21 protein-coding genes are annotated in these 24,353 nt (G+C 68.8%); 8 read left to right on the top strand and 13 right to left on the bottom strand.

Features of this window, described 5'->3' with window-relative positions; genetic code table 11:
* The first annotated feature begins 7 nt into the window (after positions 1 to 7).
* The gene (locus ACV7NM_RS16480) at positions 8 to 631 is read left to right on the top strand and encodes a GNAT family N-acetyltransferase (RefSeq protein ID WP_463410979.1); all 624 of its coding nucleotides are present in this window, start codon (positions 8 to 10) and stop codon (positions 629 to 631) included.
* A gap of 66 nt (positions 632 to 697) precedes the next feature.
* On the opposite strand, the gene trxA is transcribed toward ACV7NM_RS16480, so the two are convergent.
* The 7 genes from trxA to ACV7NM_RS16445 form a co-directional block, all read right to left on the bottom strand.
* Positions 698 to 1,039, bottom strand: a complete 342-nt coding sequence (trxA, locus tag ACV7NM_RS16475; RefSeq protein WP_329196669.1) for a thioredoxin — start codon at positions 1,037 to 1,039, stop codon at positions 698 to 700.
* 50 nt (positions 1,040 to 1,089) lie between these two features.
* On the bottom strand, positions 1,090 to 2,049 hold the full coding sequence (trxB, locus tag ACV7NM_RS16470) for a thioredoxin-disulfide reductase (RefSeq protein ID WP_463410978.1): 960 nt from the start codon (positions 2,047 to 2,049) through the stop codon (positions 1,090 to 1,092).
* Between the two features lie 125 nt (positions 2,050 to 2,174).
* Positions 2,175 to 3,080: an anti-sigma factor family protein gene (locus tag ACV7NM_RS16465; protein WP_463410977.1), complete on the bottom strand. Its 906-nt coding sequence runs from the start codon at positions 3,078 to 3,080 to the stop codon at positions 2,175 to 2,177.
* Positions 3,077 to 3,775: an RNA polymerase sigma factor SigM gene (sigM, locus tag ACV7NM_RS16460; RefSeq protein WP_463410976.1), complete on the bottom strand. Its 699-nt coding sequence runs from the start codon at positions 3,773 to 3,775 to the stop codon at positions 3,077 to 3,079. Before sigM ends, ACV7NM_RS16465 begins: the two co-directional genes overlap by 4 nt.
* Positions 3,776 to 3,913: 138 nt before the next feature.
* Positions 3,914 to 5,644, bottom strand: coding sequence for a protein kinase family protein (locus tag ACV7NM_RS16455; RefSeq protein ID WP_463410975.1), 1,731 nt, complete (start codon positions 5,642 to 5,644; stop codon positions 3,914 to 3,916).
* A 126-nt stretch (positions 5,645 to 5,770) separates the two neighbouring features.
* Complete coding sequence (murJ, locus tag ACV7NM_RS16450; protein ID WP_463410974.1) at positions 5,771 to 7,951, bottom strand: murein biosynthesis integral membrane protein MurJ; 2,181 nt, start codon at positions 7,949 to 7,951, stop codon at positions 5,771 to 5,773.
* Between the two features lie 47 nt (positions 7,952 to 7,998).
* Positions 7,999 to 10,263 (bottom strand): DUF6049 family protein, encoded by a 2,265-nt coding sequence (locus ACV7NM_RS16445; protein ID WP_463410973.1) that lies wholly within the window; start codon positions 10,261 to 10,263, stop codon positions 7,999 to 8,001.
* A gap of 186 nt (positions 10,264 to 10,449) precedes the next feature.
* Here ACV7NM_RS16445 and ACV7NM_RS16440 point away from each other — a divergent pair, with 186 nt between their 5' ends.
* Positions 10,450 to 11,916, top strand: a complete 1,467-nt coding sequence (locus ACV7NM_RS16440; protein ID WP_463410972.1) for a CCA tRNA nucleotidyltransferase — start codon at positions 10,450 to 10,452, stop codon at positions 11,914 to 11,916.
* Positions 11,917 to 12,032: 116 nt separating this feature from the next.
* On the opposite strand, the gene ACV7NM_RS16435 is transcribed toward ACV7NM_RS16440, so the two are convergent.
* The 3 genes from ACV7NM_RS16435 to ACV7NM_RS16425 all read right to left on the bottom strand — a co-directional run bounded on the left by ACV7NM_RS16435 (position 12,033) and on the right by ACV7NM_RS16425 (position 15,192).
* Positions 12,033 to 13,319 carry an MFS transporter gene (locus ACV7NM_RS16435; RefSeq protein ID WP_463410971.1) on the bottom strand — a complete coding sequence of 429 codons (1,287 nt, stop codon included), beginning with the start codon at positions 13,317 to 13,319 and terminating at the stop codon, positions 12,033 to 12,035.
* 138 nt (positions 13,320 to 13,457) lie between these two features.
* Positions 13,458 to 14,540 (bottom strand): inositol-3-phosphate synthase, encoded by a 1,083-nt coding sequence (locus tag ACV7NM_RS16430; RefSeq protein WP_463410970.1) that lies wholly within the window; start codon positions 14,538 to 14,540, stop codon positions 13,458 to 13,460.
* Positions 14,541 to 14,589: 49 nt separating this feature from the next.
* The gene (locus tag ACV7NM_RS16425) at positions 14,590 to 15,192 is read right to left on the bottom strand and encodes a PadR family transcriptional regulator (RefSeq protein WP_136210355.1); all 603 of its coding nucleotides are present in this window, start codon (positions 15,190 to 15,192) and stop codon (positions 14,590 to 14,592) included.
* 271 nt (positions 15,193 to 15,463) lie between these two features.
* Between ACV7NM_RS16425 and ACV7NM_RS16420 the strand changes: the two genes are divergently transcribed.
* Both ACV7NM_RS16420 and ACV7NM_RS16415 read left to right on the top strand, forming a co-directional pair.
* A complete protein-coding gene (locus ACV7NM_RS16420; RefSeq protein WP_463410969.1) occupies positions 15,464 to 18,049 on the top strand; it encodes a transglycosylase domain-containing protein in 2,586 nt (861 codons plus the stop codon).
* An 88-nt stretch (positions 18,050 to 18,137) separates the two neighbouring features.
* Positions 18,138 to 19,598 (top strand): glycosyltransferase family 87 protein, encoded by a 1,461-nt coding sequence (locus ACV7NM_RS16415; RefSeq protein ID WP_463410968.1) that lies wholly within the window; start codon positions 18,138 to 18,140, stop codon positions 19,596 to 19,598.
* A gap of 26 nt (positions 19,599 to 19,624) precedes the next feature.
* On the opposite strand, the gene ACV7NM_RS16410 is transcribed toward ACV7NM_RS16415, so the two are convergent.
* The 3 genes from ACV7NM_RS16410 to ACV7NM_RS16400 form a co-directional block, all read right to left on the bottom strand.
* Entirely contained in the window at positions 19,625 to 20,656 is a 1,032-nt protein-coding gene (locus ACV7NM_RS16410) for an alanine racemase (RefSeq protein WP_136210361.1), read from the bottom strand.
* 70 nt (positions 20,657 to 20,726) lie between these two features.
* Positions 20,727 to 21,845, bottom strand: a complete 1,119-nt coding sequence (locus ACV7NM_RS16405; RefSeq protein WP_136210363.1) for a lipid II:glycine glycyltransferase FemX — start codon at positions 21,843 to 21,845, stop codon at positions 20,727 to 20,729.
* A 139-nt stretch (positions 21,846 to 21,984) separates the two neighbouring features.
* A complete protein-coding gene (locus tag ACV7NM_RS16400) occupies positions 21,985 to 22,290 on the bottom strand; it encodes a hypothetical protein (RefSeq protein ID WP_463410967.1) in 306 nt (101 codons plus the stop codon).
* 250 nt (positions 22,291 to 22,540) lie between these two features.
* Here ACV7NM_RS16400 and rpsF point away from each other — a divergent pair, with 250 nt between their 5' ends.
* From rpsF to rplI, 4 genes are all read left to right on the top strand, one after another.
* Positions 22,541 to 22,831 (top strand): 30S ribosomal protein S6, encoded by a 291-nt coding sequence (gene rpsF, locus ACV7NM_RS16395; RefSeq protein ID WP_004950685.1) that lies wholly within the window; start codon positions 22,541 to 22,543, stop codon positions 22,829 to 22,831.
* 72 nt (positions 22,832 to 22,903) lie between these two features.
* Positions 22,904 to 23,494, top strand: coding sequence for a single-stranded DNA-binding protein (locus ACV7NM_RS16390; protein WP_463410966.1), 591 nt, complete (start codon positions 22,904 to 22,906; stop codon positions 23,492 to 23,494).
* Positions 23,495 to 23,537: 43 nt separating this feature from the next.
* Entirely contained in the window at positions 23,538 to 23,774 is a 237-nt protein-coding gene (gene rpsR / locus ACV7NM_RS16385; RefSeq protein ID WP_005315025.1) for a 30S ribosomal protein S18, read from the top strand.
* An 18-nt stretch (positions 23,775 to 23,792) separates the two neighbouring features.
* Entirely contained in the window at positions 23,793 to 24,239 is a 447-nt protein-coding gene (rplI, locus tag ACV7NM_RS16380) for a 50S ribosomal protein L9 (protein ID WP_463410965.1), read from the top strand.
* Positions 24,240 to 24,353: the final 114 nt, after the last annotated feature.

Below are 24,353 nucleotides of genomic sequence, written 5' to 3'. Positions count from 1 at the left end.
TGCGTGTATGGGTCGTCGGTTGGTACCGCTCACGCTGGACAACCTCCAGGACCTTCCCCGGCGTTGCCGGACCTGTGTGTTCTGGGAGCTGGATCCGGTCAGTGGTGAGGCCGCCGTGAAGGCGGGCACCGCGGAGCCGGAGAAAGAGGCGTGGATCTCCGCCGTCCTGCTGGAGTGGGGATCCTGCGGCCGCGTCGTCTATGTGGACGATGTCCCCGTGGGTTTCGTGCTCTACGCGCCGCCGGCTTACGTGCCGCGTGCGACGGCGTTCCCGACGAGCCCGGTCTCACCCGACGCGGTCCAGCTCATCACTGCGTGGATCATGCCGGGGTATCAGGGGCAAGGGTTGGGACGGGTGATGGTCCAGACGGTGGCGAAGGATCTGCTACGGCGTGGGTTCCGGGCGATCGAGGCGTTCGGTGACGCGCGATGGGAACGACCGGCCTGTCTGCTTCCGGCGGACCACCTTCTGTCGGTGGGGTTCAAGACGGTCCGGCCGCATCCGGTGCACCCCCGGCTTCGCTTGGAACTGCGCTCGACGCTCTCCTGGAAGGAAGACGTGGAACTCGCGCTCGACCGGCTGTTGGGCGGGGCACGGGCCCGCAAGGAGCCGGCGCTGCGTCCGCTGTGAGGTGTGGCCGCCGGACATGCGAACGGGGCCGCTCCCGGTGGGAGCGGCCCCGTTTCACGTGAAACATCAGGCGGTCTTGACCTCTACGAAGGGGTCGAGGTCGCGCAGGATGGCCGCCTTCGGCTTGGCACCGACGATGGTCTTGACGACCTCGCCGCCCTGGTAGACGTTCAGCGTCGGGATGGACATGACGCCGTATTTGGCGGCCGTGGCCGGGTTCTCGTCGATGTTGAGCTTGACGATCTCGATCTGGTCGCCGTACTCGGCCGCGATGGCCTCCAGGGACGGGGCGATCTGGCGGCACGGGCCGCACCACGCGGCCCAGAAGTCAACCAGGACGGGCTTGTCGGCGGCGAGGACGTCGGCGTCGAAGCTGGCGTCGGTAACGTTCTTGAGGGTGCCGGCCACAGCGGCCTCCTTTTTCCTGCGGGGTGTGGGTGAGGGGGGTGGTGCGGGGGTCAGACGGTCGCGTGCGCCTGCTCGGCGTCCGCGAGGGCGGCGAGGTAACGCTCCGCGTCGAGGGCTGCGGAGCAGCCCGTGCCGGCGGCGGTGATCGCCTGACGGTACGTGTGGTCCACGACGTCGCCCGCACCGAAGACGCCGGTGAGGTTGGTGCGCGTGGACGGGGCGTCGACCTTGAGGTAGCCCTCGTCGTCCAGGTCCAGCTGGCCGGTGAACAGTTCCGTGCGCGGGTCGTGTCCGACGGCGATGAAGAGGCCGGTCACGGGCAGCTCGGAGGTCTCGCCGGTCTTGGTGTTGCGCAGCGTGAGACCCGAGAGCTTCTGCTCACCGTGGATCTCGGCGACCTCGCTGTCCCACGCGAACGTGATCTTCGGGTCGGCGAATGCGCGGTCCTGCATGGCCTTGGAGGCGCGCAGGCTGTCGCGGCGGTGGACGATGGTGACCGACTTGGCGAACCGGGAGAGGAAGGTCGCTTCCTCCATCGCGGTGTCACCGCCGCCGACGACGGCGATGTCCTGGTCCTTGAAGAAGAACCCGTCGCAGGTGGCGCACCAGGAGACGCCGCGTCCGGAGAGCGCGTCCTCGTTCGGCAGGCCGAGCTTGCGGTGCTGGGAACCGGTGGTCACGATCACGGCCTTGGCGCGGTGCACGGTGCCGGCGGTGTCGGTGACGGTCTTGATGTCGCCGGTGAGGTCCACGGCCACGACGTCGTCGGGGACGAGCTCGGCGCCGAAGCGCTCCGCCTGTCCTCGCATGTTGTCCATGAGGTCAGGACCCATGATGCCGTCCTGGAAACCGGGGAAGTTCTCGACCTCGGTGGTGTTCATCAGCGCGCCGCCGGCGGTGACGGCACCCTCGAAGACGAGGGGGTTGAGCGAAGCGCGTGCGGTGTACAGGGCGGCCGTGTAACCGGCCGGCCCGGAGCCGATGATGATCACGTTTCGGACGTCGCTCACGGGTTCGTTCCTCGTCTCTGCGGACTGCGTGCTGCCTACCGGGGGGCCGGTGTGGACTCTCACCCCACCCAACGGATCCTACGGCGCGCGCATTCCCGCCTGGGCCCGGCTCAGGCCTGAACGCGTCAGGGTCGGGCGTACGTACCGGTGAGCATCGGCTTGCCCGGGGTCGTCGAAGGGATGTCCGCGCAGCCGCTCGGGACGATGAAGGCGTCCACCCGGGCGGGGTCGCCGGGGTGTGGGAGGACGACGAGGTAGACGTCGGTGCCCTGATAGGTGCCGTGTTCAGCGGCGAGTGGCGCGTCGGAGCGGCCGGTGGCCTGCCGCACGCACGGCGGAACGGAAGTGGACTGCCGTTCGTCGGGGGCGATCTCGGGAGAGGCGTTCTCCATCCCGTAGGTGTTGTTCCTCTCCTCCGGATTGCTCTGCGGCTTCTGGCCGGAAGCAAGGAGGCGATCGACGCTGCCTTGGAGCCCTTGGGAGGACAAGCTGTCGGAGGTGTGCGGGCCGGCGGTGGCCGAGGTGCCGGTGCGGGCGACGGTGTGCTGGGGCGAGCCGCCCAGCGCACCGGAGAGGAAGAGGCCCAGGACACAGGCCGCGGTCCCCGCGAGACCGGCGAGGACGGCGATCCGTCGACGGGCCCGTCGACGACCCGGGCCGGTAGGGCCGGCCGGGTGACCCGCAGGCCGAGCGGGAGAGGACGGTGATGTTTCACGTGAAACATCGCGGCCCCGGAATGCGGGTGCCGGCTCGGCGTGCCGGGAAGTGGAGTCCAGGAGCGCCTCGGCGGCGAGGGCCGCGTCGATACGGCCCGCGATGTCGGCGGGCATCCGGCTCGGGCCGGGGAGGGTTCCGAGCAGGGCGCGGATCTCCTGGAGGGAGGCGAGGACGTCGGCGCACAGGGGACAGTCGTCGAGATGGCCGCGTACGGCGGCGGTGCGGGCCGGTGAGAGCAACCCTTCAGTCAGGTCGGAGATCTCCGCGACGTCCGGGTGCCGGATCGTGCCGGTCGTGCCGGTTGTGGGGCTCACGGTCGTCCACCTCCGCCCTTCAATGCGTCTGGGTCTGGCTGCCTGGGTTCTGCCGCTGGTGGGACGGATGGGCCCGGCGTCCGGTTCCTTCCCCGCGCGGCGGCGCTGTTATCCCCGGCATTCGAGCGCAGATGAGTGAGCAGCGGAAGCAGTTTCGCCCGGCCGCGCGCACAGCGGCTCTTGATCGTTCCGACGGCGACATCGAGGACCCGCGCGGCTTCGGCCACGGGGTATCCCTGCATGTCGACCAGGACGAGCGCGGCCCGCTGCTCGGCCGGGAGGGTGCCCAGGGCGGCCAGTAGCTGGCGGTGGAGGTCCTGACGCTCCGCGGGGGCCTCGGCCGACTCATGGGGCTCCAGGAGCCGCTCCAGCCGTTCCGTGTCGTCGAGGGGCGCCGTCCTGCGGGACGCCGCCTTGCGGGCCCGGTCGAGGCAGGCATTGACGGTGATCCGGTGCAGCCAGGTGGTGACGGCGGAGTCACCTCGGAACGTGTGCGCGGCGCGGTAGGCCGAGACGAGCGCGTCCTGTACGGCGTCGGCGGCCTCCTCCCGGTCCCCGAGCGTGCGCAGCGCCACGGCCCACAACCGGTCGCGGTGTCGCCGCACCAGTTCCCCGAACGCATCGGGGTCCCCCGCGACGTGCCGCGCGAGCAAGTCCTCGTCGCCGTGGTTGCCCGGTGTTGCTTCGTGCGTCACGCTTCGCTCCTTCCGAGGTGGAGCGTAGGGCCTGTACGGGCCGAGCACGAGGGGCCACGAGGTAAGAGAGCCCACGAGGGAGCCGCCCCGTGGAGAGCTGCCTCCCGGGACGGCGGCTTCCTCGCAATGAGCGGTGGCTCAGGAACCTGGGCCCAGAACTTTGATCTCCCTGATGCCGCCCCGGAATCCACCCGTACCGTCGGATGGCAGCTCGATGACGTGAATCAGTACGTAGCGCGTCCTGATCGGCGCGTCCAGGGTGCTCTTCAGCTGCTTCCCCGCGGCTTCCGGCTTGGTGAGGTGCTGGGGGAACTCGGACAGGGAACTGGGCGAGGAAGTCTCCGGCGCCGCCGCACGGACCTCGATCCGTTGCCCCGGTGCGTACAGGTCGATGTCCAGCCCCGCCACGTTTTGGACGCTGCCCAAGTCGACGAGGATGCCGCTGCCGTCCTTGCGGCCTTCCAGGTTTCCGAAGTTGGGGTAGCCCACGTACCGGGGGGTGATCCAGGCCGTTCCACTGTCGCCGTCGACGGTTTTGCCGGAGTCCTCCGGCTTCACCGCGTCTCCGCCGAGGGCGATGACGGAAGCGTGCGCGATCGGGAGCGGCTTGCCCGGTTCGGGCTTCTTCGGGGTCTCATCCGTTTTGCCGGTCTCGGTGTTGGTGCTGCCGCCGTTGCCGCTCTGTTTGACACGGTCCAGGAGGGTGTCGGCGAGCTGCCAGCTGCCGAGGCCGAGGGCGGCGATGAGCAGCGCCGCGACGCCCCACTTGAGGGCGCGGCCGGTACGGCTCTGCAACGGCGAAGGGGGCGGGACGGCGAGGCTCTGCACGGTGGGCAGGCCGGTCGCCGGGTGCCGGACGTAACTGCCCTGTTGGTAGGTGGTGTGCTGGTACTCGGGCGGGGCGGTGAATGCGGGCTCCGGCGGTCGGATGCGGGGCATCGCGGTGACGGCCTTGGCCAACTCCTCCGGAGTGGTGCAGGCGGGCTCCTGGCGGGAGGCGGTGGCCCCGTCGTTGGCCAGCGCGCGCATGGCCAGTTCTCCCAGACCCCGGTGCACCCCGGCGCGCACCTGGTCGGGGGCGATCAGTCCGACACCCTTGGGCAGGCCGGTGAGACCGTAGGCGTCCGTCTCGTACGGCCAGCGCTGGGTGAGGGCCGCGTACAGCAGCGCGCCGATCGCCTCGGTGTCGGCCTGCTGCGGGGTGTCGCTGGTGATGCCCCGCAGGGCGGCGTTCACGGCGAGGCCGCGGATGCGGTACTGGCCGGTGGAGGTGCGCAGTATCGCGCTGGGCGTCAGCCGCAGGTGCGCCAGGCCTTCGCGGTGGGCCGCGGCCATGGCCTGCGAGACCTGGCTGACGAGTTGGTACGCCTCGTGGGCTTCCAGGGGCCCGGCGGCGAGGATGGCGGTGAACTCGGTGGCGTCGGGCAGCCACTCGTGCACGACGTAGACGAGGTCGTTCTCCTCCACGGCGTCGAGGACCTGGACGAACCGGGGATCGCCGAGCAGCGCGGAGGAGCGTGCCGCGGCCAAGACGGCGCGGGCCCGGGGGTGGTCCGCGGGCAGCAGATGGACCCCGACGGCGCGACGCAGCTTCTCGTCCATCGCACGCCAGCTGCTGAATCCGTCCAGACGGGTGACGCACTCCTCGAGCCGGTAGCGCCTGGCGAGCTTGTGGCCGCTGTGCAGTTCGGGCGCTGCCACGGGCGCGGCTGTTCTGCGTTCGCCGTCCGTTTCGCGCATGGACCCGTCCGCGGCTCGGTCGTTCTGGGTGTCCACCCCGTCGGCCGTGGCCTTGACCGCTTCCGCGGTCAGCGGCTCATCGCCGCTGTTGTCGGCCACGTCGACGGCAGCCGTGCTACGTTCCGCCACCGTCGTCCCTGCCTCCCCATCCGTTGCGCGCTGTCGGCCAGTCTGCGAAGCCATGCCAATTGTGCCCACAGTCCGGCGCTCCGCACGACACGCGCATGAGGGCCGGACCGTCGGCGGGTCTGCCCATCAGCGCCCCAGACGTCCGCGCACCATACCGACCATCGCGTTGAGTTCCTCGACGCGCATCCGCTTCGCGGCGGCGAGGAAGACGGCCCCCAAGGCGATGAAGCCGGCCACGAGGGCGGCGAGCGACCCGAGGGCTCCGCTGCCCAGCCACTGGGTGACCCCGTACGCGGCCGCGCCCGCCACGACCGCGGCCGGGACACAAGCGCCGATGAGACGGGTGTAGGTACGCATCACGTGCGCCCCGTCGAGGTCGCCGCCGAGGCGGGTCCGCAGGCGACGCCAGGCGACGCCCACGCCGACGGTGTATCCGAGACCGTAGGCGGCGCCCATGCCGACGACCGCCCAGCGCTCGGGCAGGGCGAAGAAGGCGAGGGCCGAGACGCCCGCGTTGACGGCGGCGACGATGACGGTGTTGTAGAAGGGCGTCCGGGTGTCCTCGTAGGCGTAGAAGCCGCGCAGGACGACGTACTGGACGGAGTACGGGATGAGCCCGAGGCCGAAGGCCATCAGGATGTAGCCGATGTTCTGGGCGGTCGCCGCGCCGGAACCGGCGTAGAGCAGGGTGGACATCGGGACGCCCAGCGCGAGGAACGCGAAGGCGCAGGGCACGATCGCGACGGCCGAGGTGCGCAGACCGTAGGAGATGTCGTCGCGGACGGCGGCGACGTCACCGTCGTGTGCCGAGCGGGAGATGCGGGGCAGGACCGCGGTCATGACCGAGACGGTGATGATGGCTTGGGGCATCTGCCACAGCAGCAGCGCGTAGTTGTAGGCGGCGATGCCGGTGCCGTCGTGGCCCTGGGAGTGCGCGACGTCACCCGCCCAGGTCGCCAGCTGGGTGACCACGATGAGGCCGAGCTGGTTGGCCAGGACGAAGAAGAACGTCCACTTGGCGAGGCCGGCGGCCTTGCCGAGTCCGTGCCCCTTCCAGTCGAAGCGCAGGCGCGGCTTGAAGCCGGCGTCCCGCAGGTAGGGGATCATCGCCAGAGACTGGACGGCGAGACCGAGCAGCGTGCCCAGGCCGAGCAGCCGGACACCCTCCGGGGTGATGCCCGCCTCGTCGATGCCGGTGCTGGTGAAGCCGCCGAACGCCCAGATGAACGCGCCGAACGTGGCGATGACGACGATGTTGTTGAGGACTGGGGTCCACATCATCGCGCCGAAGCGGCCGCGAGCGTTCAGGATCTGACCGAGCACCACGTGCACGCCCATGAAGAACATGGTGGGCAGGCAGTAGTGGGCGAAGGCGACCGCGACCTCCATCCGGTGCGGGTCGTCGGCGATCTTCTGCGACATCATGCCGATGAAGAGCGGGGCGGCGAGAACGCAGACGGTGGTTACGGCGCCGAGCAACACCACGACGAGAGTCAGGAGGCGGTTGGCGTACGCCTCGCCGCCGTCGTCGTCGTTCTTCATCGCACGGACCAGCTGTGGGATGAACACGGCGTTCAGGGCGCCGCCGCCGACCAGCACGTAGATCATCGTCGGCAGGGTGTTGGCGACCTGGTAGCTGTCGTTGAGTGTGGTGACACCGATCGCGGTGCCGATCACGAGCGTCCGCAGGAAGCCCGTGATGCGGGACACGATCGTGCCGGCGGCCATCAGGGCGCTGGACTTGAGGAGGCCGGAGGCCTTCCCGGCAGGCTTGGCCGGCGCCGGGACGGCGACCGGGGGCTCCTCGGCGAGAACCTGCGGGGCCGCCTCCTGGTCCCGGTACAGGTGCGCGAAGGCATCCGGTTCAGGCTGCTCGTCCGCGGCCTTGGTCACCAGCGAGTCCACGCCGACGAACTCCGTCGTCGTAGGGCGGTCGCCGTAGGGCAGGTGGCGGGAAGGGCCGTCCGGCTCGGGCGGTGGGGTCTGGGCCCAGACGCGCGCGTCGGGACCGCCGTACGAGGGCGGCTGCGGGGCCGCGTAAAGGGGGCCCGGTTCGTGGTAGGTGCCCGGAGGCGGCGGGGGGTGGGAGGCCCGGTCGTACAGGGCCTCCGCCACCGGGTCCTGGGCCGACAGGTCCTGGGACCGGTACGGGTCGTAGTCGTAGGCATCCTGGACATACGGGTCGTGATCCGGCGCGGGTGCGGGCGCTGAGGCCTGCCCGGGCACAGGGGCACCCGGCGCGGTGCCCTGGGAGGGCGCCGGCCCACCAGTGCCCTGCGCGCGGTCACCGTCGTACGGCGCGTTCATCGAAACCCCACCTCATCGTCCCCAGGCCGACCGGCCACGGCATCGCTTCAACGGTCCACTGTCTCACCCGTGCCGGACCCGCTTGTGCTTTGCGGTCCGGTGTCCGGGGACTCGTCACTCGGCTGCGTGCTCTCCTCGGCGGCCGCGCGGGCCGCCACGCGCTTGCGGCTCGCGTACATCTTGATGCCTGCGAGCACGAGGAGGAGAACGCCGCCCGCGATGACGAGCATGACGGTGGGGGTGACCTCGGTGGCCTCCACGGTGAACTTCTGTTCCTTGCCGTAGGGGACGCCGTCCTTCGTGAACAACTGCGCGGTGACCTCGACGGGGCCGCTCGCGGTGGCGTTCGCGGTGAACTTCAGGGTCTGGCTGTGATCGGCCGGGACATTGACGTCCTGCTCGGCCGTTCCGCTGTCGCCGAACATCAGACGCGTGGGATTGGCCGACTTCACGCGAAGGACCAGGTTGTGGACGTCCTGCACGAGACTGTTCTGGACACTGACCGGGATGATCGCGCTGTGTCCGGACAAGGTGGCGTCGGACTTGGGCACGACCTTGACCTTCTCGGTGAGCCCGATCAAGTAGTCCTGCACCTGGTCCCGGTAGACGCCGGCCTCCTCGGGCCGACCCCGCCACGAGGTGGACATCTCCCGGTTCGTGGTGTTGCCGAAGGGGATCTCGACCCGCTCGGGCGCCGCGAGGATCACCTTGAAGCGGTCGAGGGTGTCCTGGGTGGTCCGGATCTTCTCGAACGCCGACACCGGGAGTTCCTGACGGCTCAGTGCCTCCGGGTATTGGCCGGCGCCCGGGACCTGGGTGGCGGCGCCGGGGTCGGGCTTGGCGGAAGCCGCTGCCTCGAGGTCGGCGGGCTGGGTCCAGCGGCCGCCTTGCAGGCCCCGCAGCGCGGCCGCCATGGATTCGGCCTGACTGGCGGACGGCATCCGCTGCGGGGTGACGACGAAGCTGCGCTGCTCGTCGCCGCCCTGCAGATTGAGGGCGAGACTGTGGGCCAGGAACCTCTGCACGGCGAGCGTGGAATCCCTGGCGTTGAGCATGTCGCCTTCGAACGCCGTCGACAGCTCGGCGTCGGCGACGATCGCGGTCGCCCCCGCGCCGATGGGACGGGCGGCCGTCGGGGTGTAACCGAGGGTGCCGGTTTCCTGGAGGCTGTCGCTGCGGGTGAGGACGTTGTGGGCCCCGGCCGAGGTGGCGACGTTGACGATCGACGGGTCGATCGCGCCGTTCACCGGCCAGGAGAAGTCGGTGGACGGGGTGACGTGCAGGACGGTCTCGACGGCCTGCTTCGCCTTGTCGGTGGCGGGCCGCAGCTGACCGAGGGTGCCCGAGACGTCCTTGCCGTGGTGTGCGAGGGACGCGAGGTCGGGGTCGGCGTAGGGCAGCGCGACGACCTTCTTGCCCTGGACCGCGCTCTCCAGCGCGCTCAGCCACTGCTCCGCCACGGCTCTGCTCCTGCCCGGCAGGGGCTTGCCGTCGGGGTCGGGGTTGCGAATTCGGTAGCCCTTGGCCATGGCGTCGACCGTGTAGAGCAGGTCCGGATCGATGACCCAGGTGATGGGCAGGTCCTTGCCGAGGGAAACCATCCGCTCCAGGCGGCCCCCCGACGCCAGCTCCTTGGCCAGGGAGTCGTCGAGGAAGACGGGCGTCTGAGACTCGTCGGAGCCTGTCTCCGCCGTGACCCTGGTGGCGGAGATCAGCGGCCAGGCGTAGGTGAGGGAGGAGCGCTTGGCGGCGGCCTCGGGCTGCCACGGCAGGAACGTCCGCCGGATGCCGAGCACCTGCTCGTACGGTCGGCTGTCGGTCTCTCCCGACAGCGAGACGCCCAGTTGGTAGACGCCGTCCTTGCCCAGGTCCAGCTTGCCGACCGGGACGTTGATGGTGAACTGCCGACTGGCCTTCGAGGGCAATGAGTCGATCTTGACCGCGTACGCCGAGTCGACCTCCCCCGGGTCCACGCCGGCCCGGAAGCCGGTGCGGTCCGCCACCTCGTCGATGGACGCCCGATCACCCAGGACGGGGCCAACGCGCAACCCGACATGCGCGCCCTTGATCACTTCGCGGCTGTTGTTGACCACGCTGCCGGAGATGGTGAGGGTGTCGCTCTTCACAGGAGCGCTGGGCGACACCTCGAGCAGTTGGACGTCGACGGATGAATCGGCGGCCTGCGCCGGTGGGGCCGGGGCGTAGATCAGGGCGGCGAGGACCGGCGTGCCGGCGAGCAGGACGACTGCCCGCCGCAGCCAGCGGCGCCGGGCGGGGGCGGCTGCCCCCAGGATGTCTGCCGCCTCGGCCACGCGCTCGCCCGTCCCTCGAAGTGTCAGTGGTCGTCGGTTGTGCGTCCACGAATGGTAACGAGGCGCGCTGTGCGCGAGTGCCGCGCCTTGCTCCACATGATCGGTACCGGCCTGCGGGCGTGGTGGGGCGGGGTGGCCGCAAAACGCGGCGGCCCCCGCCGGGCGGGCCACGTACCCTTTTCTGTTGTGCCGAACGCCAATGAAGACACCCCCAGTGCCCTGAGTCAGGTGCAGCGCCGAGCGGTCAGTGAACTGCTGCGCGTCGCCCCTGTCGCCGACGAGCTCGGCCGCCGTTTCCAGGAGGCGGGCTTCCGTCTCGCCCTGGTCGGTGGCTCCGTACGCGATGCGCTGCTCGGGCGTCTCGGTAATGACCTCGACTTCACCACCGACGCCCGTCCCCAGGACGTGCTGAGGATCATGCGGCCGTGGGCCGACTCGGTGTGGGACGTCGGTATCGCCTTCGGCACCGTCGGGGCGCACAAGCTGGCTCGTGTCGAGGACGTCGACCGGAACTTCCAGATCGAGGTGACCACGTACCGCTCGGAGTCGTACGACCGCACCTCGCGCAAGCCGGAGGTGTCCTACGGCGACTCCATCGAGGAGGATCTTGTCCGCCGCGACTTCACGGTGAACGCGATGGCCGTCGCGCTGCCCGAGAAGGAGTTCGTGGACCCGCACGGCGGCCTGGAGGACCTCCGGGAAGGCGTCCTGCGTACCCCCGGCACCCCCGAGGACTCCTTCTCGGACGACCCGCTGCGGATGCTGCGCGCGGCCCGTTTCGCCGCGCAGCTGGACTTCGAGGTCGCCTCCGAGGTCGTGGCGGCGATGAAGGCCATGTCCGAGCGGATCGAGATCGTCTCGGCGGAGCGGGTGCAGGGTGAACTGAACAAACTCCTGCTGTCGGCCCACCCCCGTAAGGGCCTCGGGTTGCTCGTGGACACCGGTCTGGCGGACCGGGTACTGCCCGAGCTGCCCGCCCTTCGGTTGGAGAGTGACGAGCACCACCGGCACAAGGACGTCTACGAGCACTCCCTGACAGTGCTGGAACAGGCGATCGACCTGGAGGAAGACGGCCCGGACCTCGTGCTGCGCCTCGCTGCGCTGTTCCACGACATCGGGAAGCCCCGCACCCGCAAATTCGAGAGCGACGGCCGCGTCTCCTTCCACCACCACGAGGTGGTGGGCGCGAAGATGACCAAGAAGCGCATGACCGCTTTGAAGTACTCCAACGACATGGTCAAGGACGTGTCCCGGCTGGTGGAGCTGCACCTGCGCTTCCACGGGTACGGCGACGGCGAGTGGACCGACTCGGCGGTGCGCCGCTACGTCCGTGACGCGGGTCCGCTGCTGGAGCGCCTGCACAAGCTGACACGGTCCGACTGCACCACGCGCAACAAGCGCAAGGCGAGTGCGCTCTCCCGGACGTACGACGGCCTTGAGGAGCGGATCGCGCAGCTCCAGGAGCAGGAGGAGCTGGACGCGATTCGGCCCGACCTGAACGGCAACGAGATCCAGCAGGTTCTGGGCGTGGGCCCCGGTCCGGTGATCGGCAAGGCGTACGCGTTCCTGTTGGAGCAGCGGCTGGAGAACGGACCGATGGGACGTGACTCGGCGGTGGCGGCGTTGCAGGAATGGTGGGCCTCTCAGGCATGAGGCGGCCTGGTGTGATGTTTCACGTGAAACGGCCGTGATGTTTCACGTGAAACCTCCGGTGTTTGGAATCCCCGATGTTTCACGTGAAACAACGCATGGGCCGCCTCCCGTCGTGACTACTGCCGGGTGGTGCTCCCGGTAGGGCGTCGGCCCTGCCGCATGAGGAGCGCCGCCGTGACGGCGTAGAGGACGGCCACGCTCACCACCAGGGGAACGGACCGGCCGTCGGCGGGGAGCATCAGTGAGGCGACCGCCGCCGCTGCCACGAAGGCGGCGTTGAAGAGCACGTCGTACACGGAGAAGACCCGGCCGCGGAACTCGTCTTCGACCTGGAACTGCACGATGGTGTCGGTGGAGATCTTGGCTCCCTGTGTCGCGATGCCCAGGGCGAAGGCGGCGACGAGCATCGGTCCTGGTGCGAAGAACAGGCCGAGCGTAGGTACCAGGAACGCGGCGCCACCCGCACAGAGGATCATCCAGCCGCGGGTGCCCAGCCGGTTCACCAGCCATGGTGTGATCACGGCGGCCACGAAGAACCCGGCGCCCGAGACGCCGATCGCGACGCCCAGCAGCGCGAGCCCGGCGGACTCGTCGTCCGACCAGGAGTAGCGGCAGAGCATGAGCAGGGTGACGAGCAGCGCCCCGTAGCAGAACCGCATCAGGGTCATCGCGGTGAGTGCTTGCGCGGCTTCCCGGCGGCCGGCCAGGTGCTTGAGACCTTCGACCATGCCTCGCGCGGTGAGGGCCACCGCTTGGCGGAGCGAGGGGTGTGACCGGCCGGCGGGATGGTCGGGCCCGAGGAGGCCGATGGCCAGGCGCAGCGAAACGAGCGCGGCGCACAGGTACAGCCCGGCGCCGAACAGTACGACCAAGGCGTCGGAGTTCTCGGCGAGGAGCCGGATCAGGAAGGCCAGTCCCCCGCCCGCGGTCGCCGCCAGTGTTCCGGCGGTCGGCGACAGTGCGTTCGCGGTCACCAGTTGGCCGGGTCCGACGACCCGGGGCAACGACGCGGCCAGTCCGGCGAGGACGAAGCGGTTGACAGCGGTCACGGACAGGGCCGAGGCGTAGAACAACCAGTCGGGGACGTGGGAGACGATCAGGACGCCGGTGACGCAGGCGAGAAAGGCCCGCAGGAGGTTGCCGTAGAGGAAGACCTGTCTGCGGCGCCAGCGGTCCAGCAGCACACCGGCGAACGGGCCGATCACGGAGTAGGGCAGGAGCAACACCGCCATCGCCGAGGCGATGGCCGCGGGTGAGGTCTGCTTCTCCGGCGAGAACACCACGTAGGTGGCGAGCGCGACCTGGTAGACGCCGTCGGCGGCCTGCGAGAGCAGCCGTACGGTCAGCAGGTTGCGGAAGTTCCTCAGGCGCAGGAGTACGCGCAGATCACGTACGACAGGCATGAGGGCAAGGGTCACATACGCCGAGGGTCCCCGGGCACAGTTGCCCGGGGACCCTCGGCGGAAGAACAGTCGACGTCCGGATGTCCGGAGGACTCGGACCTCGCGCGCTCCGTGTGGAACGCGTCGAGACGAAGCTGCTTAGCGCTCGACCTCGCCCTTGATGAACTTCTCGACGTTCGCGTAGGCCTCGTCGTCGAAGTACTGCACCGGCGGGGACTTCATGAAGTAGCTCGACGCCGACAGGATCGGGCCACCGATGCCGCGGTCCTTGGCGATCTTCGCGGCGCGCAGCGCGTCGATGATGACACCGGCCGAGTTCGGGGAGTCCCACACCTCGAGCTTGTACTCGAGGTTCAGCGGGACGTCGCCGAAGGCGCGACCCTCCAGGCGGACGTAGGCCCACTTGCGGTCGTCGAGCCACGCCACGTAGTCGGAGGGGCCGATGTGGACGTTCTTCTCGCCGAGCTCACGGTCGGGGATCTGCGAGGTGACGGCCTGCGTCTTGGAGATCTTCTTCGACTCGAGGCGGTCACGCTCGAGCATGTTCTTGAAGTCCATGTTGCCGCCGACGTTGAGCTGCATGGTGCGCTCGAGACGGACGCCGCGGTCCTCGAACAGCTTCGCCATCACGCGGTGCGTGATGGTGGCGCCGACCTGGGACTTGATGTCGTCACCGACGATCGGGACACCGGCCTCGGTGAACTTGTCCGCCCACTCCTTGGTGCCGGCGATGAAGACCGGGAGGGCGTTGACGAAGGCGACCTTGGCGTCGATGGCGCACTGGGCGTAGAACTTCGCCGCGGCCTCGGAACCGACGGGGAGGTAGCAGATCAGGACGTCGACCTGACGGTCCTTGAGGATCTGGACCACGTCGACCGGAGCCTCGGCGGACTCCTCGATGGTCATGCGGTAGTACTTGCCCAGACCGTCCAGGGTGTGGCCGCGCTGCACGGTGACGCCCGTGTTCGGGACGTCACAGATCTTGATGGTGTTGTTCTCGCTGGCGCCGATGGCGTCCGAAAGGTCGAGGCCGACCTTCTTCGCGTCGACGTCGAACGCGGCGACGAACTCGACGTCACCCACGTGGTAGTCGCCGAACTGGACGTGCATCAGACCGGGGACCTTGGCCGCCGGGTCGGCGTCCTTGTAGTACTCGACGCCCTGCACCAGCGAGGCGGCGCAGTTGCCCACGCCGACGATGGCTACGCGAACCGAACCCATTCCGGTTGCTCCCTGTTTGTTCTCGGACGAGGCCTGCGAGATGCAGGCCTCACTTTGCAGTTTCGTCGGACGGGCCGGGTCGTCTCTGATCCCGTCCCGCCCGCTCGCTCTCGATGAGCTCGTTCAGCCAGCGCACTTCGCGCTCCACGGATTCCATTCCGTGCCGCTGCAGCTCAAGGGTGTAGTCGTCGAGCCGCTCCCGCGTGCGTGCGAGCGAGGCGCGCATCTTCTCCAGACGCTCTTCCAGCCGGCTGCGACGGCCCTCCAGCACGCGCATCCGCACCTCTCGCTCGGTTTGACCGAAGAAGGCGAACCGGGCGGCGAAGGACTCGTCTTCCCAGGTGTCCGGGCCGGTGTGGGAGAGGAGCTCCTCGAAGTGCTCCTTGCCCGCCGCCGTCAACCGGTAGACGATCTTGGCGCGGCGCCCCGCGAGTGACGCGGCGAGCGCGTCTTCCGGGGCGTTGCCCGGTTCTTCGATCAACCAGCCGTTGGCGACCAGCGTCTTGAGGCAGGGGTAGAGCGTCCCGTAGCTGAACGCCCTGAAGACTCCCAGCGAGGTGTTGAGCCGTTTACGCAGCTCGTAACCGTGCATGGGGGACTCGCGGAGCAGGCCGAGGACGGCGAACTCAAGGATGCCTGAGCGCCTGCTCATCCGCCTGCCCTCCTCCGGCTCCGAGTTTATGTCGAGCTGATGTATCGACTCGATACATCCAGACGATAGAGCGGGCAGCTCGTGGCGACAAGTGGTGGGGTGGTGACCGGCGTCACATCACCAATTCGTACGATGCAAGTTGCCGGATTTGGGGTGACCTTCGGCACTGGTTGGGTTTTGACCCTGCGTACTCTTTGCCGCATGACACCGGGGGAACCGGAATGTAACCGCCGCTTCCAGGCCACTCGCCTGCCCGAGGAGTAGTCGTTCGATGAGCGAGCACCGCCGCAAACCGCCGCATCAGCCCCAAGGCGGCGGGCGTGCCGCGTCCCGCCGGGCCGCCCAGCAGCGCCCGGGCCGTGGCCCCGCGGCCGGACGTGACGTCCCCATGGCCTCACGCAGCGGCCCACACGGAGGAGCCCAGCCCTCCCACGGCAGCCGGGCCGACGGGCGCAGATCCACCCAGAGAGGGCCCGCTGCCCGTGGGCGTGCGGGAGGCAAGGGTCGGCCGGACAAGCGGCTCGTCAATTACCCGCGCTCCGACAAGGACGGCTGGCTGCGCTTCATGCCGTCCTGGAAGCTGGTGAGCGGTACGATCGTCGGCTTCTTCGCGGTGATCATCGCCGGCGCCGGCATCGGTATCGCCATGGTCAACACCCCTGACGCGAACAAGGCGGCGAAGGCGCAGAACAACGTCTTCTTCTGGGCGGACAACTCCCAGATGGTCGCCACCGGCGGTTCGATGAACCGCCAGATCGTGACCATCGACAAGATCCCCCTCTCGATGCGCAATGCCGTGATCGCGGCGGAGAACGAGAGCTTCGAGACGGACAAGGGCGTCGACCCGATGGGCATCGCCCGCGCCGTGGTGAACATGGCCAAGGGCGGCTCGACCCAGGGTGGTTCGACCATCACCCAGCAGTACGTCAAGAACACCTTCCTGAGCTCCGACCAGACGCTGAAGCGGAAGGTGACCGAGCTCTTCATCGCGATAAAGCTCGGTGTGACGGTGGACAAGAACACGGTCCTCGCGGGCTACCTCAACACCGCCTACTTCGGCCGGGACGCCTACGGCATCCAGGCCGCCGCCCGCGCGTACTTCGGCAAGGACAGCGACAAGCTGGACCCCTCGGAATGCGCCTTCCTGGCCTCGATGCTCAAGGGGCCCAACCTCTACAACCCGGACGGCGGCATCGGCTCGGCGGCCACCCCGAAGCTGAACGAGGAGCGGGCCCGCCAGCGCTGGGCGTGGGTGCTGGACCGTGAGGTCGCCGTGGGCCGGATGGACCCGACCGAGCGGGCGAAGTACACGAAGTTCCCCGACCGGATCGAAGCCGAGCAGGTCCGCAGCCTGTCCGGACAGACCGGCTACCTGGTCGACACGGCGAAGCAGTACGTCATGAAGACCTTGCACATCGGCGCCGACGATCTGGCTCGCGGTGGCTACCAGATCCACACCACCTTCGAGAAGCCGAGGGTGGACGCGCTGTCCAAGGCCGTCGAGGACACCCGCAACGGTTTCATCGACGAGAAGGCACGCCCTGCGACCGACACCTTCGTCCAGTTCGGCGCCGCTTCTGTCGACGTGAACACCGGCGCGATCGTGGCCTTGTACGGCGGCCCAGGCATGGACAAGAAGTACTTCAACAACAACGCCAACACCAGTGGCGTCCCGGTCGGCTCGACCTGGAAGCCGTACGTGCTTGCGGCGGCGATGGAGTACGGCACCAAGAAGTCGAAGGGCGAGGGCATCTCGGCCGACAGCAAGTACAACGCCAATGACATGACGGTCATCAACGACCGGGACGGCAAGCCGCTGCTCGGCAAGGACGGCACGCCGTTCAAGCAGAAGAACGAGAGCGAACGGGCCTACGGCTACGTGACGCTGAACGAGGCGATGGAGAAGTCCATCAACGTTCCGTTCGCCCAGCTCGTCTTCGACGTCGGTCACAGCAAGGTCCGGGACGTGGCCGCGTCCACCGGCATCCTCAAGGATTCCATGGACCCGAACGACAACGCCTCCTTCGCCCTCGGTACCTCCACTCCCAGCGCCATCCGAATGGCCGACTCCTACGCCACCTTCGCCGCCTCGGGCACTCACCACGAGCCCTTCTCGGTCACCAAGGTCGAGAAGAACGGCACGGAGCTGCCCGGTTTCGAGGCGCCCAAGCCGCAGCGCGCCATGGACAACTCCGTCGCGGACAACATCACCAAGGTGCTCAAGAACGTCGTCGAGAGCCCCGAGGGAACCGGCAACAAGGCCAAGAAGCTGGGACGGCCCGTGGCCGGCAAGACCGGTACGACCGACAAGAACAAGTCGGCCTGGTTCGTCGGCTACACCCCGCAGCTCTCCACCGCTGTGACCCTTTTCCGCAGCGACCCGAGCAAGCCGGACCAGGGACTGCAGTCCATGAACGGCGTCGGCAACATCGACTCGATCCACGGTGGTGACATCCCCGCCACCATCTGGACCGAGTACATGAAGGAAGCGCTCAAGGGGAAGCCGGTCAAGGACTTCCCCGAGGCCGAGGACATCGGCGTGGTCGCCGACGCCCCGGGAGCTCCCACCCCGACTCCGGCGGCGCCCACCCCCTCCCCCTCCGCATCCCAGTCCACCCCTCCGGCGAGCCCCTCGGCCTCGGTCTCCCCGTCCCCCTCGAAGGGCGGCAAGCCGAACTGCCCGCCGTGGAAGCTGTGCCCCCCGGACCCCAGCGGGGGCACAGATACGGGCACCAGCAGCGGCGTCGACGGCGGACCGAACGGCGGCACCTCCGGATCGCCGTCGCCGCCCCCCACCGGCAAACCGGGTCGCCCGGGCGGCACCAGCTGGGGCACCAGCCTCGGCACCGGGGGCTGACCCCGACCGCGCCCGAATCCACGAGGGCCGTCGCACACCGTGCGGCGGCCCTCGTGCGTGCCCGGCGCGGTACGGCAGGATGAGCCCCATGACGAAGGTGTACGAGGACCGGCCCGTTCTGCCGACCCAGCAGGACGAGGTCGCCGCCGCCGGCAGCGAACTCATCGGCGGCCCGTTCGGCCGCCACGCCCGGCTGGGCGCCCACTGGCTGACCCCCGTACGCGTCGTGGTCCTCGTCGCGCTGGGCATGTTCGCGCTCGGCATGGTCCAGAAGGTGCCGTGCTACGACTGGGCATGGTTCCGCGGAGCCGGCTCCCAGTACACCCACGCCTGCTACTCCGACATCCCGCACCTGTACGTGGTTCGGGGCTTCGCGGACGGCCTCACCCCCTACTGGGACCGGCTCCCGGGCGACATGGAGTACCTGGAGTACCCGGTCCTCACCGGGCTCTTCATGCAGATCGCCTCATGGCTGACCCCGGGCAGCGGCTCGATGCAGCACCGCGAGCAGATGTACTGGATGGTCAACGCGGGGATGCTGATGATCTGCGCGGCCGTCATCGCCGTCTGCGTCGCCCGCACTCACCGTCGACGGCCGTGGGACGCCCTGCTGCTCGCCCTGGCACCCGCCTTCGCGCTCACCGCGACGATCAACTGGGACCTGCTGGCCCTCGCCCTGACCGCCGTCGCGATGCTGATGTGGTCCCGCGGCCGCACGGTGCTCTTCGGCGTGTTCGTCGGCCTGGCCACGGCGGCCAAGCTCTATCCGGTACTGCTGCTCGGCGTGCTCTTCGTCCTTTGTCTCAGGGCCGGGAAGTGGCGGGCGTTCGGCGCCGCCGCGGCCGGGACGGCCGGCGCGTGGCTCGTGGTGAACCTTCCCGTCATGTACTTCGCTTGGGACGGCTGGAAGAAGTTCTACACCTTCAGCCAGGAGCGGCCCATCGACTTCGGTTCGGTGTGGCTGCTGATCTCCCAGCGGACGGGGAACCCCCTGACCGGCGCGAACACCTACGCCACCTGCCTCACGCTGCTGCTGTGCGCCGGCATCGGGCTGCTCACCCTCAAGGCACCTCGCAGGCCGCGCTTCGCGCAACTGGCCTTCCTGGTCGTCGCGGCTTTCATCCTGGCCAACAAGGTGTACTCGCCGCAGTACGTGCTGTGGCTCATTCCCCTCGCGGCGCTCGCCCGTCCGCGTTGGCGGGACTTCCTGATCTGGCAGGCCGGCGAAGTCCTGTACTTCCTCGGGATCTGGTTCTACCTGGCCTACACGACCAGCGGCGACAAGCACCTGGGCCTGCCGGTCGAGGGGTACCAGCTGGCGATCGCACTCCACCTGCTGGCGACCCTCTACCTGTGCGCGGTGGTAGTACGGGACATCCTGCTGCCCGAGCGGGACGTCGTACGGCGCGACGGCTCGGACGATCCGTCGGGCGGGGTCCTGGACGGGGCGCGCGACGTCTTCACGCTGTCCAACGCCGCGAGGGCGCCGCATGACGCGGCGCCCTCGGAGGCACAACGGGTGGAGTGGGGCGTCAGCCCCCGGCACTGAGTCAGGGCCCAGGCGTCGAGCAGGGCTCAGGCGTCGACCACCCGGTCGAACTGCGTGGTGGTGTGGCGCAGGTGCGCCACCAGCTCGTCACCCACCTTGGGCTCCGTGGCGTCGGAGGGCACGAACAGGATCGACACCTGCATGTGCGGGGGCTCCGCGAACCATCGCTGCTTGCCCGCCCAGACGAACGGCGAGAGGTTCCGGTTGACGGTCGCGAGACCGGCCCGTGCGACGCCCTTGGCGCGCGGCATCACCCCGTGCAGGGCCTTGGGGGCCTCCAGGCCCACCCCGTGCGAGGTACCGCCGGCGACCACCACGAGCCAACCGTCGGAGGCGGCCTTCTGCTGGCGGTAGCCGAACCGGTCGCCCTTGGCCACGCGCGTGACGTCCAGGACGGCGCCGCGGTACTGGGTCGCCTCGTGGTCTCCCAACCACAGCCGGGTGCCGATGCGGGCCCTGAAACGGGTCTGCGGGAACTGCTGCCGGAGCCGGGCCAGCTCCTCGGCCCGCAGATGGCTGACGAACATGGTGTGCAGCGGAAGCCGCGCCGCGCGCAGCCGGTCCATCCAGCCGATGACCTCCTCGACGGCATCGGAGCCGTCCGGGCGGTCGAGCGGAAGGTGCAGGGCGAAGCCCTCCAGACGCACGTCCTCGATCGCCGACTGGAGCAGACCGAGGTCCTGCTCCGAGACACCGTGGCGGCGCATGGAACTCATGCACTCGATGACGACGCGGGCGCCGACCAGGCCGCGTACCCCGTCCACCGAGGACACCGACCTGATCACGCGGTCCGGCAGGGGCACCGGCTCCTCGCCCCGCCGGAACGGCGTGAGGACGAGCAGGTCGCCGCCGAACCAGTCCTTGATGCTCGCGGCTTCGTACGTCGTGCCTACGGCCAGGACGTCGGCGCCCATCCGGGTCGCCTCCTCGCACAGCCGCTCGTGGCCGAAGCCGTAGCCGTTGCCCTTGCAGACCGGGATCACGTCGGGGAACTGATCCGCGATCTGCTTCTGGTGCGCACGCCAGCGCGCGGTGTCGACGTAGAGCGTGAGCGCCATGCCCGTCCGGAACCTCTCCGATAAGCCGCTGGGTGCGGCGGTGCTGTGTATGTGGATGGGGCGGGTGCCGTCAGCGGCGCGACATGTAGATGTCGAGCGCCTTGTGCAGCACCTTGTTCAGCGGGAAGTCCCACTCGCCCACGTACTCGACCGCCTCGCCGCCGGTGCCGACCTTGAACTGGATCAGACCGAACAGGTGATCGTTCTCGTCCAGGGTGTCACTGATTCCGCGCAGGTCGTAGACGCTCGCACCGAGCGCGTACGAATCGCGCAGCATCCGCCACTGCATCGCGTTCGAGGGGCGGACCTCGCGCTTGTGGTTGGCGGAGGCGCCGTAGGAGTACCAGACGTGCTGACCGACGGTGAGCATCGTGGCGGCGGCCAGCGGCTCCCCCTCGTGCGTTGCGATGTACAGCCGCATGCGGTTGGGGTCCTCGGAGTTGAGGGCCGTCCACTGGCGCTGGAAGTAGCTGAGCGGGCGCGGGCGGAACTTGTCGCGCTCGGCCGTGATCTCGTACAGGTGCTGCCAGGTCGGGAGGTCGTCGTAGCCGCCCTGGACGACCTCGACACCGGCCTTCTCGGCCTTCTTGATGTTGCGGCGCCACAGCTGGTTGAAGCCCTTGAGGACATCGTCCAGCGAGCGGTTGGCCAGGGGGACCTGGAAGACGTAGCGGGGCTGGACGTCCCCGAAGCCGGCGCCCCCGTCTTCTGCCTGCTGCCAGCCCATCCGGCGCAGCTTGTCGGACACCTCGAAGGCACGGGGCTCGATGACCGAAGCCTCCACGTCGCGCAGGCGCTTGACGTCCGGGTCCTGGATGCCGGCCTTGATGGCGGCCGCGTTCCAGCGGCGGATGACGACGGGCGGACCCATCTTCACCGTGAAGGCACCCTGCTGCTTGAGGTGGGCCAGCATCGGCTGGAGCCATTCCTCTAGGTTCGGGGCGTACCAGTTGATGACAGGGCCCTCGGGCAAATACGCCAGGTACCGCTTCACCTTGGGCAGCTGGCGGTACAACACGAGTGCGGCACCGACGAGTTCGCCGGACGCGTCGAACCAACCGAGGTTCTCCGAACGCCACTCGTTCTTGACGTCGGCCCACGCCGGGACCTGGCAGTGGCTAGCCGAGGGCAGGCTCTGGAGGTAACCCAGATGCTGCTCTCGGCTGATGGTCCTCAGGGACAGGCTCATGCGGGGTGCTCCTCCGGCGGCTTCGCTGGCTATGGCGCGAAGCCTACTGCGACGGGGGCGCCACCCTTGTGGGGGACGGGCCGGGCCCGGGCCTTTGGCGGCCGGCGCCCCCCTCGCGGAGGTATCCCGGTCAACCGGCCTAGCCGCCGAAGAGGCCGCCGTGTGCCATGCCGAGGTAGAAGCCCACGGCCGAGGCGCCGAGCCCGATGATCAGTGCGAAACGCTCGCGCGTCGTCTCCGAGATGAACTGGCCGTACGCGCCGGTCAGGATCCCGATCAGCCCTGTCCACGAGGCGAGGAGGTGCAGATTGTCGAAGAACCCCGTGACGAACGCCACGATCCCGAGGATCACGGTGGCCGCCATCAGGGTGTCCTGGAGCGGATGGGGCTTGCCGTCGGTCGCGAAGAGCGAGATGGAGGACTGAGGTCGCATTGCCTGTGCCATCGGAAGGCACCTCCTGGCTGCCGCAGAGCGGTGCGACGGGGCCGCCTCCGGAGAGCCGGGGGCATAGCACCGTGCACACCCGATGGATACAGAGTGTGGCCTTCTCCTGCCGGATTTCAACCGGAAGGAGTCGAGCAGGTAGTCTGTACGGTCTGCGCGGTGTCTGCTCTGTGGACGCCGTGCGCACGCATCACGACCCTCCTGCCACGGAACGACCGTGGCCGCTGAGTCCAAAGGAGGTGGGTTCCACATGCGTCACTACGAAGTGATGGTCATCCTCGACCCCGATCTCGAGGAGCGCGCTGTCTCCCCGCTGATCGAGAACTTCCTCTCCGTCGTCCGTGAGGGCAACGGAAAGGTCGAGAAGGTCGACACCTGGGGCCGTCGTCGTCTCGCTTACGAGATCAAGAAGAAGCCCGAGGGCATCTACTCGGTCATCGACCTTCAGGCAGAGCCTGCGGTCGTCAAGGAGCTTGACCGACAGATGAACCTGAACGAGTCGGTTCTCCGGACCAAGGTCCTTCGCCCCGAGACCCACTGAACTTCGGTTCAGCGGTAATCGGGACCGAGTAGCACAGCAGCCCAGCAGCAATCCCCGCCGAGAGGTTCATCCATGGCAGGCGAGACCGTCATCACGGTCGTCGGCAATCTCGTCGACGACCCCGAGCTGCGCTTCACCCCCTCGGGTGCGGCGGTCGCGAAGTTCCGTGTCGCGTCCACTCCCCGCATCTTCGACAAGCAGACCAATGAGTGGAAGGACGGCGAAGGCCTGTTCCTGACCTGCTCGGTCTGGCGTCAGGCGGCGGAGAACGTCGCCGAGTCCCTTCAGCGGGGCATGCGCGTCATCGTGCAGGGCCGGCTGAAGCAGCGGTCGTACGAGGACCGTGAGGGTGTCAAGCGCACGGTCTACGAGCTGGACGTCGAGGAAGTCGGCCCCAGCCTGAAGAGCGCCACGGCCAAGGTCGCCAAGACCACGGGCCGCGGTGGCCAGGGTGGATACGGCGGCGGCCAGCCTCAGGGCGGCGGCGGCAACTGGGGCGGAGCCCCCAGCGGCGGCGCACCTCAGGGCGGCGGAGCTCCCTCCGACGACCCGTGGGCGTCCAGCGCGCCGGCCGGTGGCCAGCAGCAGGGCGGCGGCGGGGGCGGCTGGGGCGGAAGCTCCGGCGGCTCCGGTGGTGGCTACTCGGACGAGCCTCCCTTCTAGGGCAGCTCGCATCCCCACTTCTTGATCACACAGGAGAGACACAATGGCGAAGCCGCCTGTGCGCAAGCCTAAGAAGAAGGTCTGCGCATTCTGCAAGGACAAGACCGCGTACGTGGACTACAAGGACACGAACATGCTGCGGAAGTTCATTTCCGACCGCGGCAAGATCCGTGCCCGCCGCGTTACCGGCAACTGCACGCAGCACCAGCGTGACGTCGCCACGGCCGTGAAGAACAGCCGTGAGATGGCGCTGCTGCCCTACACGTCCACCGCGCGATAAGGAAAGGGTGACCGACTAATGAAGATCATCCTGACCCACGAGGTCAATGGCCTCGGTGCCGCCGGTGACGTCGTCGACGTCAAGGACGGGTACGCCCGCAACTACCTGATCCCGCGTCGCTTCGCGATCCGCTGGACCAAGGGTGGCGAGCAGGACGTGGCGCAGATCCGCCGCGCCCGCAAGATCCACGAGATCGCGACCATCGAGCAGGCCAACGAGGTCAAGGCCAAGCTCGAGGGCGTCAAGGTGCGTCTGGCCACCCGCTCGGGTGACGCCGGCCGTCTCTTCGGTTCCGTCACGCAGTCCGACATCGCTTCGGCGATCGAGGCTTCTGGTGGCCCGAAGGTCGACAAGCGCCGCGTTGAGCTCGGCTCGCCGATCAAGACCCTCGGTTCCTACCAGGTCTCCGTGCGTCTGCACGCCGACGTCCTGGCGAACGTGGGCGTCGAGGTCGTCGCCGCCTAAGTGCTGCGCATGAAGGGCCGCACCCCACTGGGGTGCGGCCCTTCGTCGTTGTTCGCGGTTCCTCGTCCTAGGACTTGTTTCACGTGAAACACCGTGTTCACGTGAAACCAAGTG

The organism is Streptomyces sp. Tek67B01, from assembly GCF_055231995.1.
Note: the sequence above shows the minus strand (reverse complement) of the source record. Positions and strands in the feature narration are given on the sequence as shown.

Bases quoted from the DNA above. Each gene is read 5' to 3' on its own strand.
- ACV7NM_RS16480 (WP_463410979.1), top strand. From the start codon at position 8: ATGGGTCGTCGGTTGGTACCGCTCACGCTGGACAACCTCCAGGACCTT.
- murJ (WP_463410974.1), bottom strand. From the start codon at position 7,951: ATGAACGCGCCGTACGACGGTGACCGCGCGCAGGGCACTGGTGGGCCG.
- ACV7NM_RS16435 (WP_463410971.1), bottom strand. From the start codon at position 13,319: ATGCCTGTCGTACGTGATCTGCGCGTACTCCTGCGCCTGAGGAACTTC.
- ACV7NM_RS16430 (WP_463410970.1), bottom strand. From the start codon at position 14,540: ATGGGTTCGGTTCGCGTAGCCATCGTCGGCGTGGGCAACTGCGCCGCC.
- ACV7NM_RS16425 (WP_136210355.1), bottom strand. From the start codon at position 15,192: ATGAGCAGGCGCTCAGGCATCCTTGAGTTCGCCGTCCTCGGCCTGCTC.
- ACV7NM_RS16420 (WP_463410969.1), top strand. From the start codon at position 15,464: ATGAGCGAGCACCGCCGCAAACCGCCGCATCAGCCCCAAGGCGGCGGG.
- ACV7NM_RS16415 (WP_463410968.1), top strand. From the start codon at position 18,138: ATGACGAAGGTGTACGAGGACCGGCCCGTTCTGCCGACCCAGCAGGAC.
- ACV7NM_RS16410 (WP_136210361.1), bottom strand. From the start codon at position 20,656: ATGGCGCTCACGCTCTACGTCGACACCGCGCGCTGGCGTGCGCACCAG.
- ACV7NM_RS16405 (WP_136210363.1), bottom strand. From the start codon at position 21,845: ATGAGCCTGTCCCTGAGGACCATCAGCCGAGAGCAGCATCTGGGTTAC.
- ACV7NM_RS16400 (WP_463410967.1), bottom strand. From the start codon at position 22,290: ATGGCACAGGCAATGCGACCTCAGTCCTCCATCTCGCTCTTCGCGACC.
- rpsF (WP_004950685.1), top strand. From the start codon at position 22,541: ATGCGTCACTACGAAGTGATGGTCATCCTCGACCCCGATCTCGAGGAG.
- ACV7NM_RS16390 (WP_463410966.1), top strand. From the start codon at position 22,904: ATGGCAGGCGAGACCGTCATCACGGTCGTCGGCAATCTCGTCGACGAC.
- rpsR (WP_005315025.1), top strand. From the start codon at position 23,538: ATGGCGAAGCCGCCTGTGCGCAAGCCTAAGAAGAAGGTCTGCGCATTC.
- rplI (WP_463410965.1), top strand. From the start codon at position 23,793: ATGAAGATCATCCTGACCCACGAGGTCAATGGCCTCGGTGCCGCCGGT.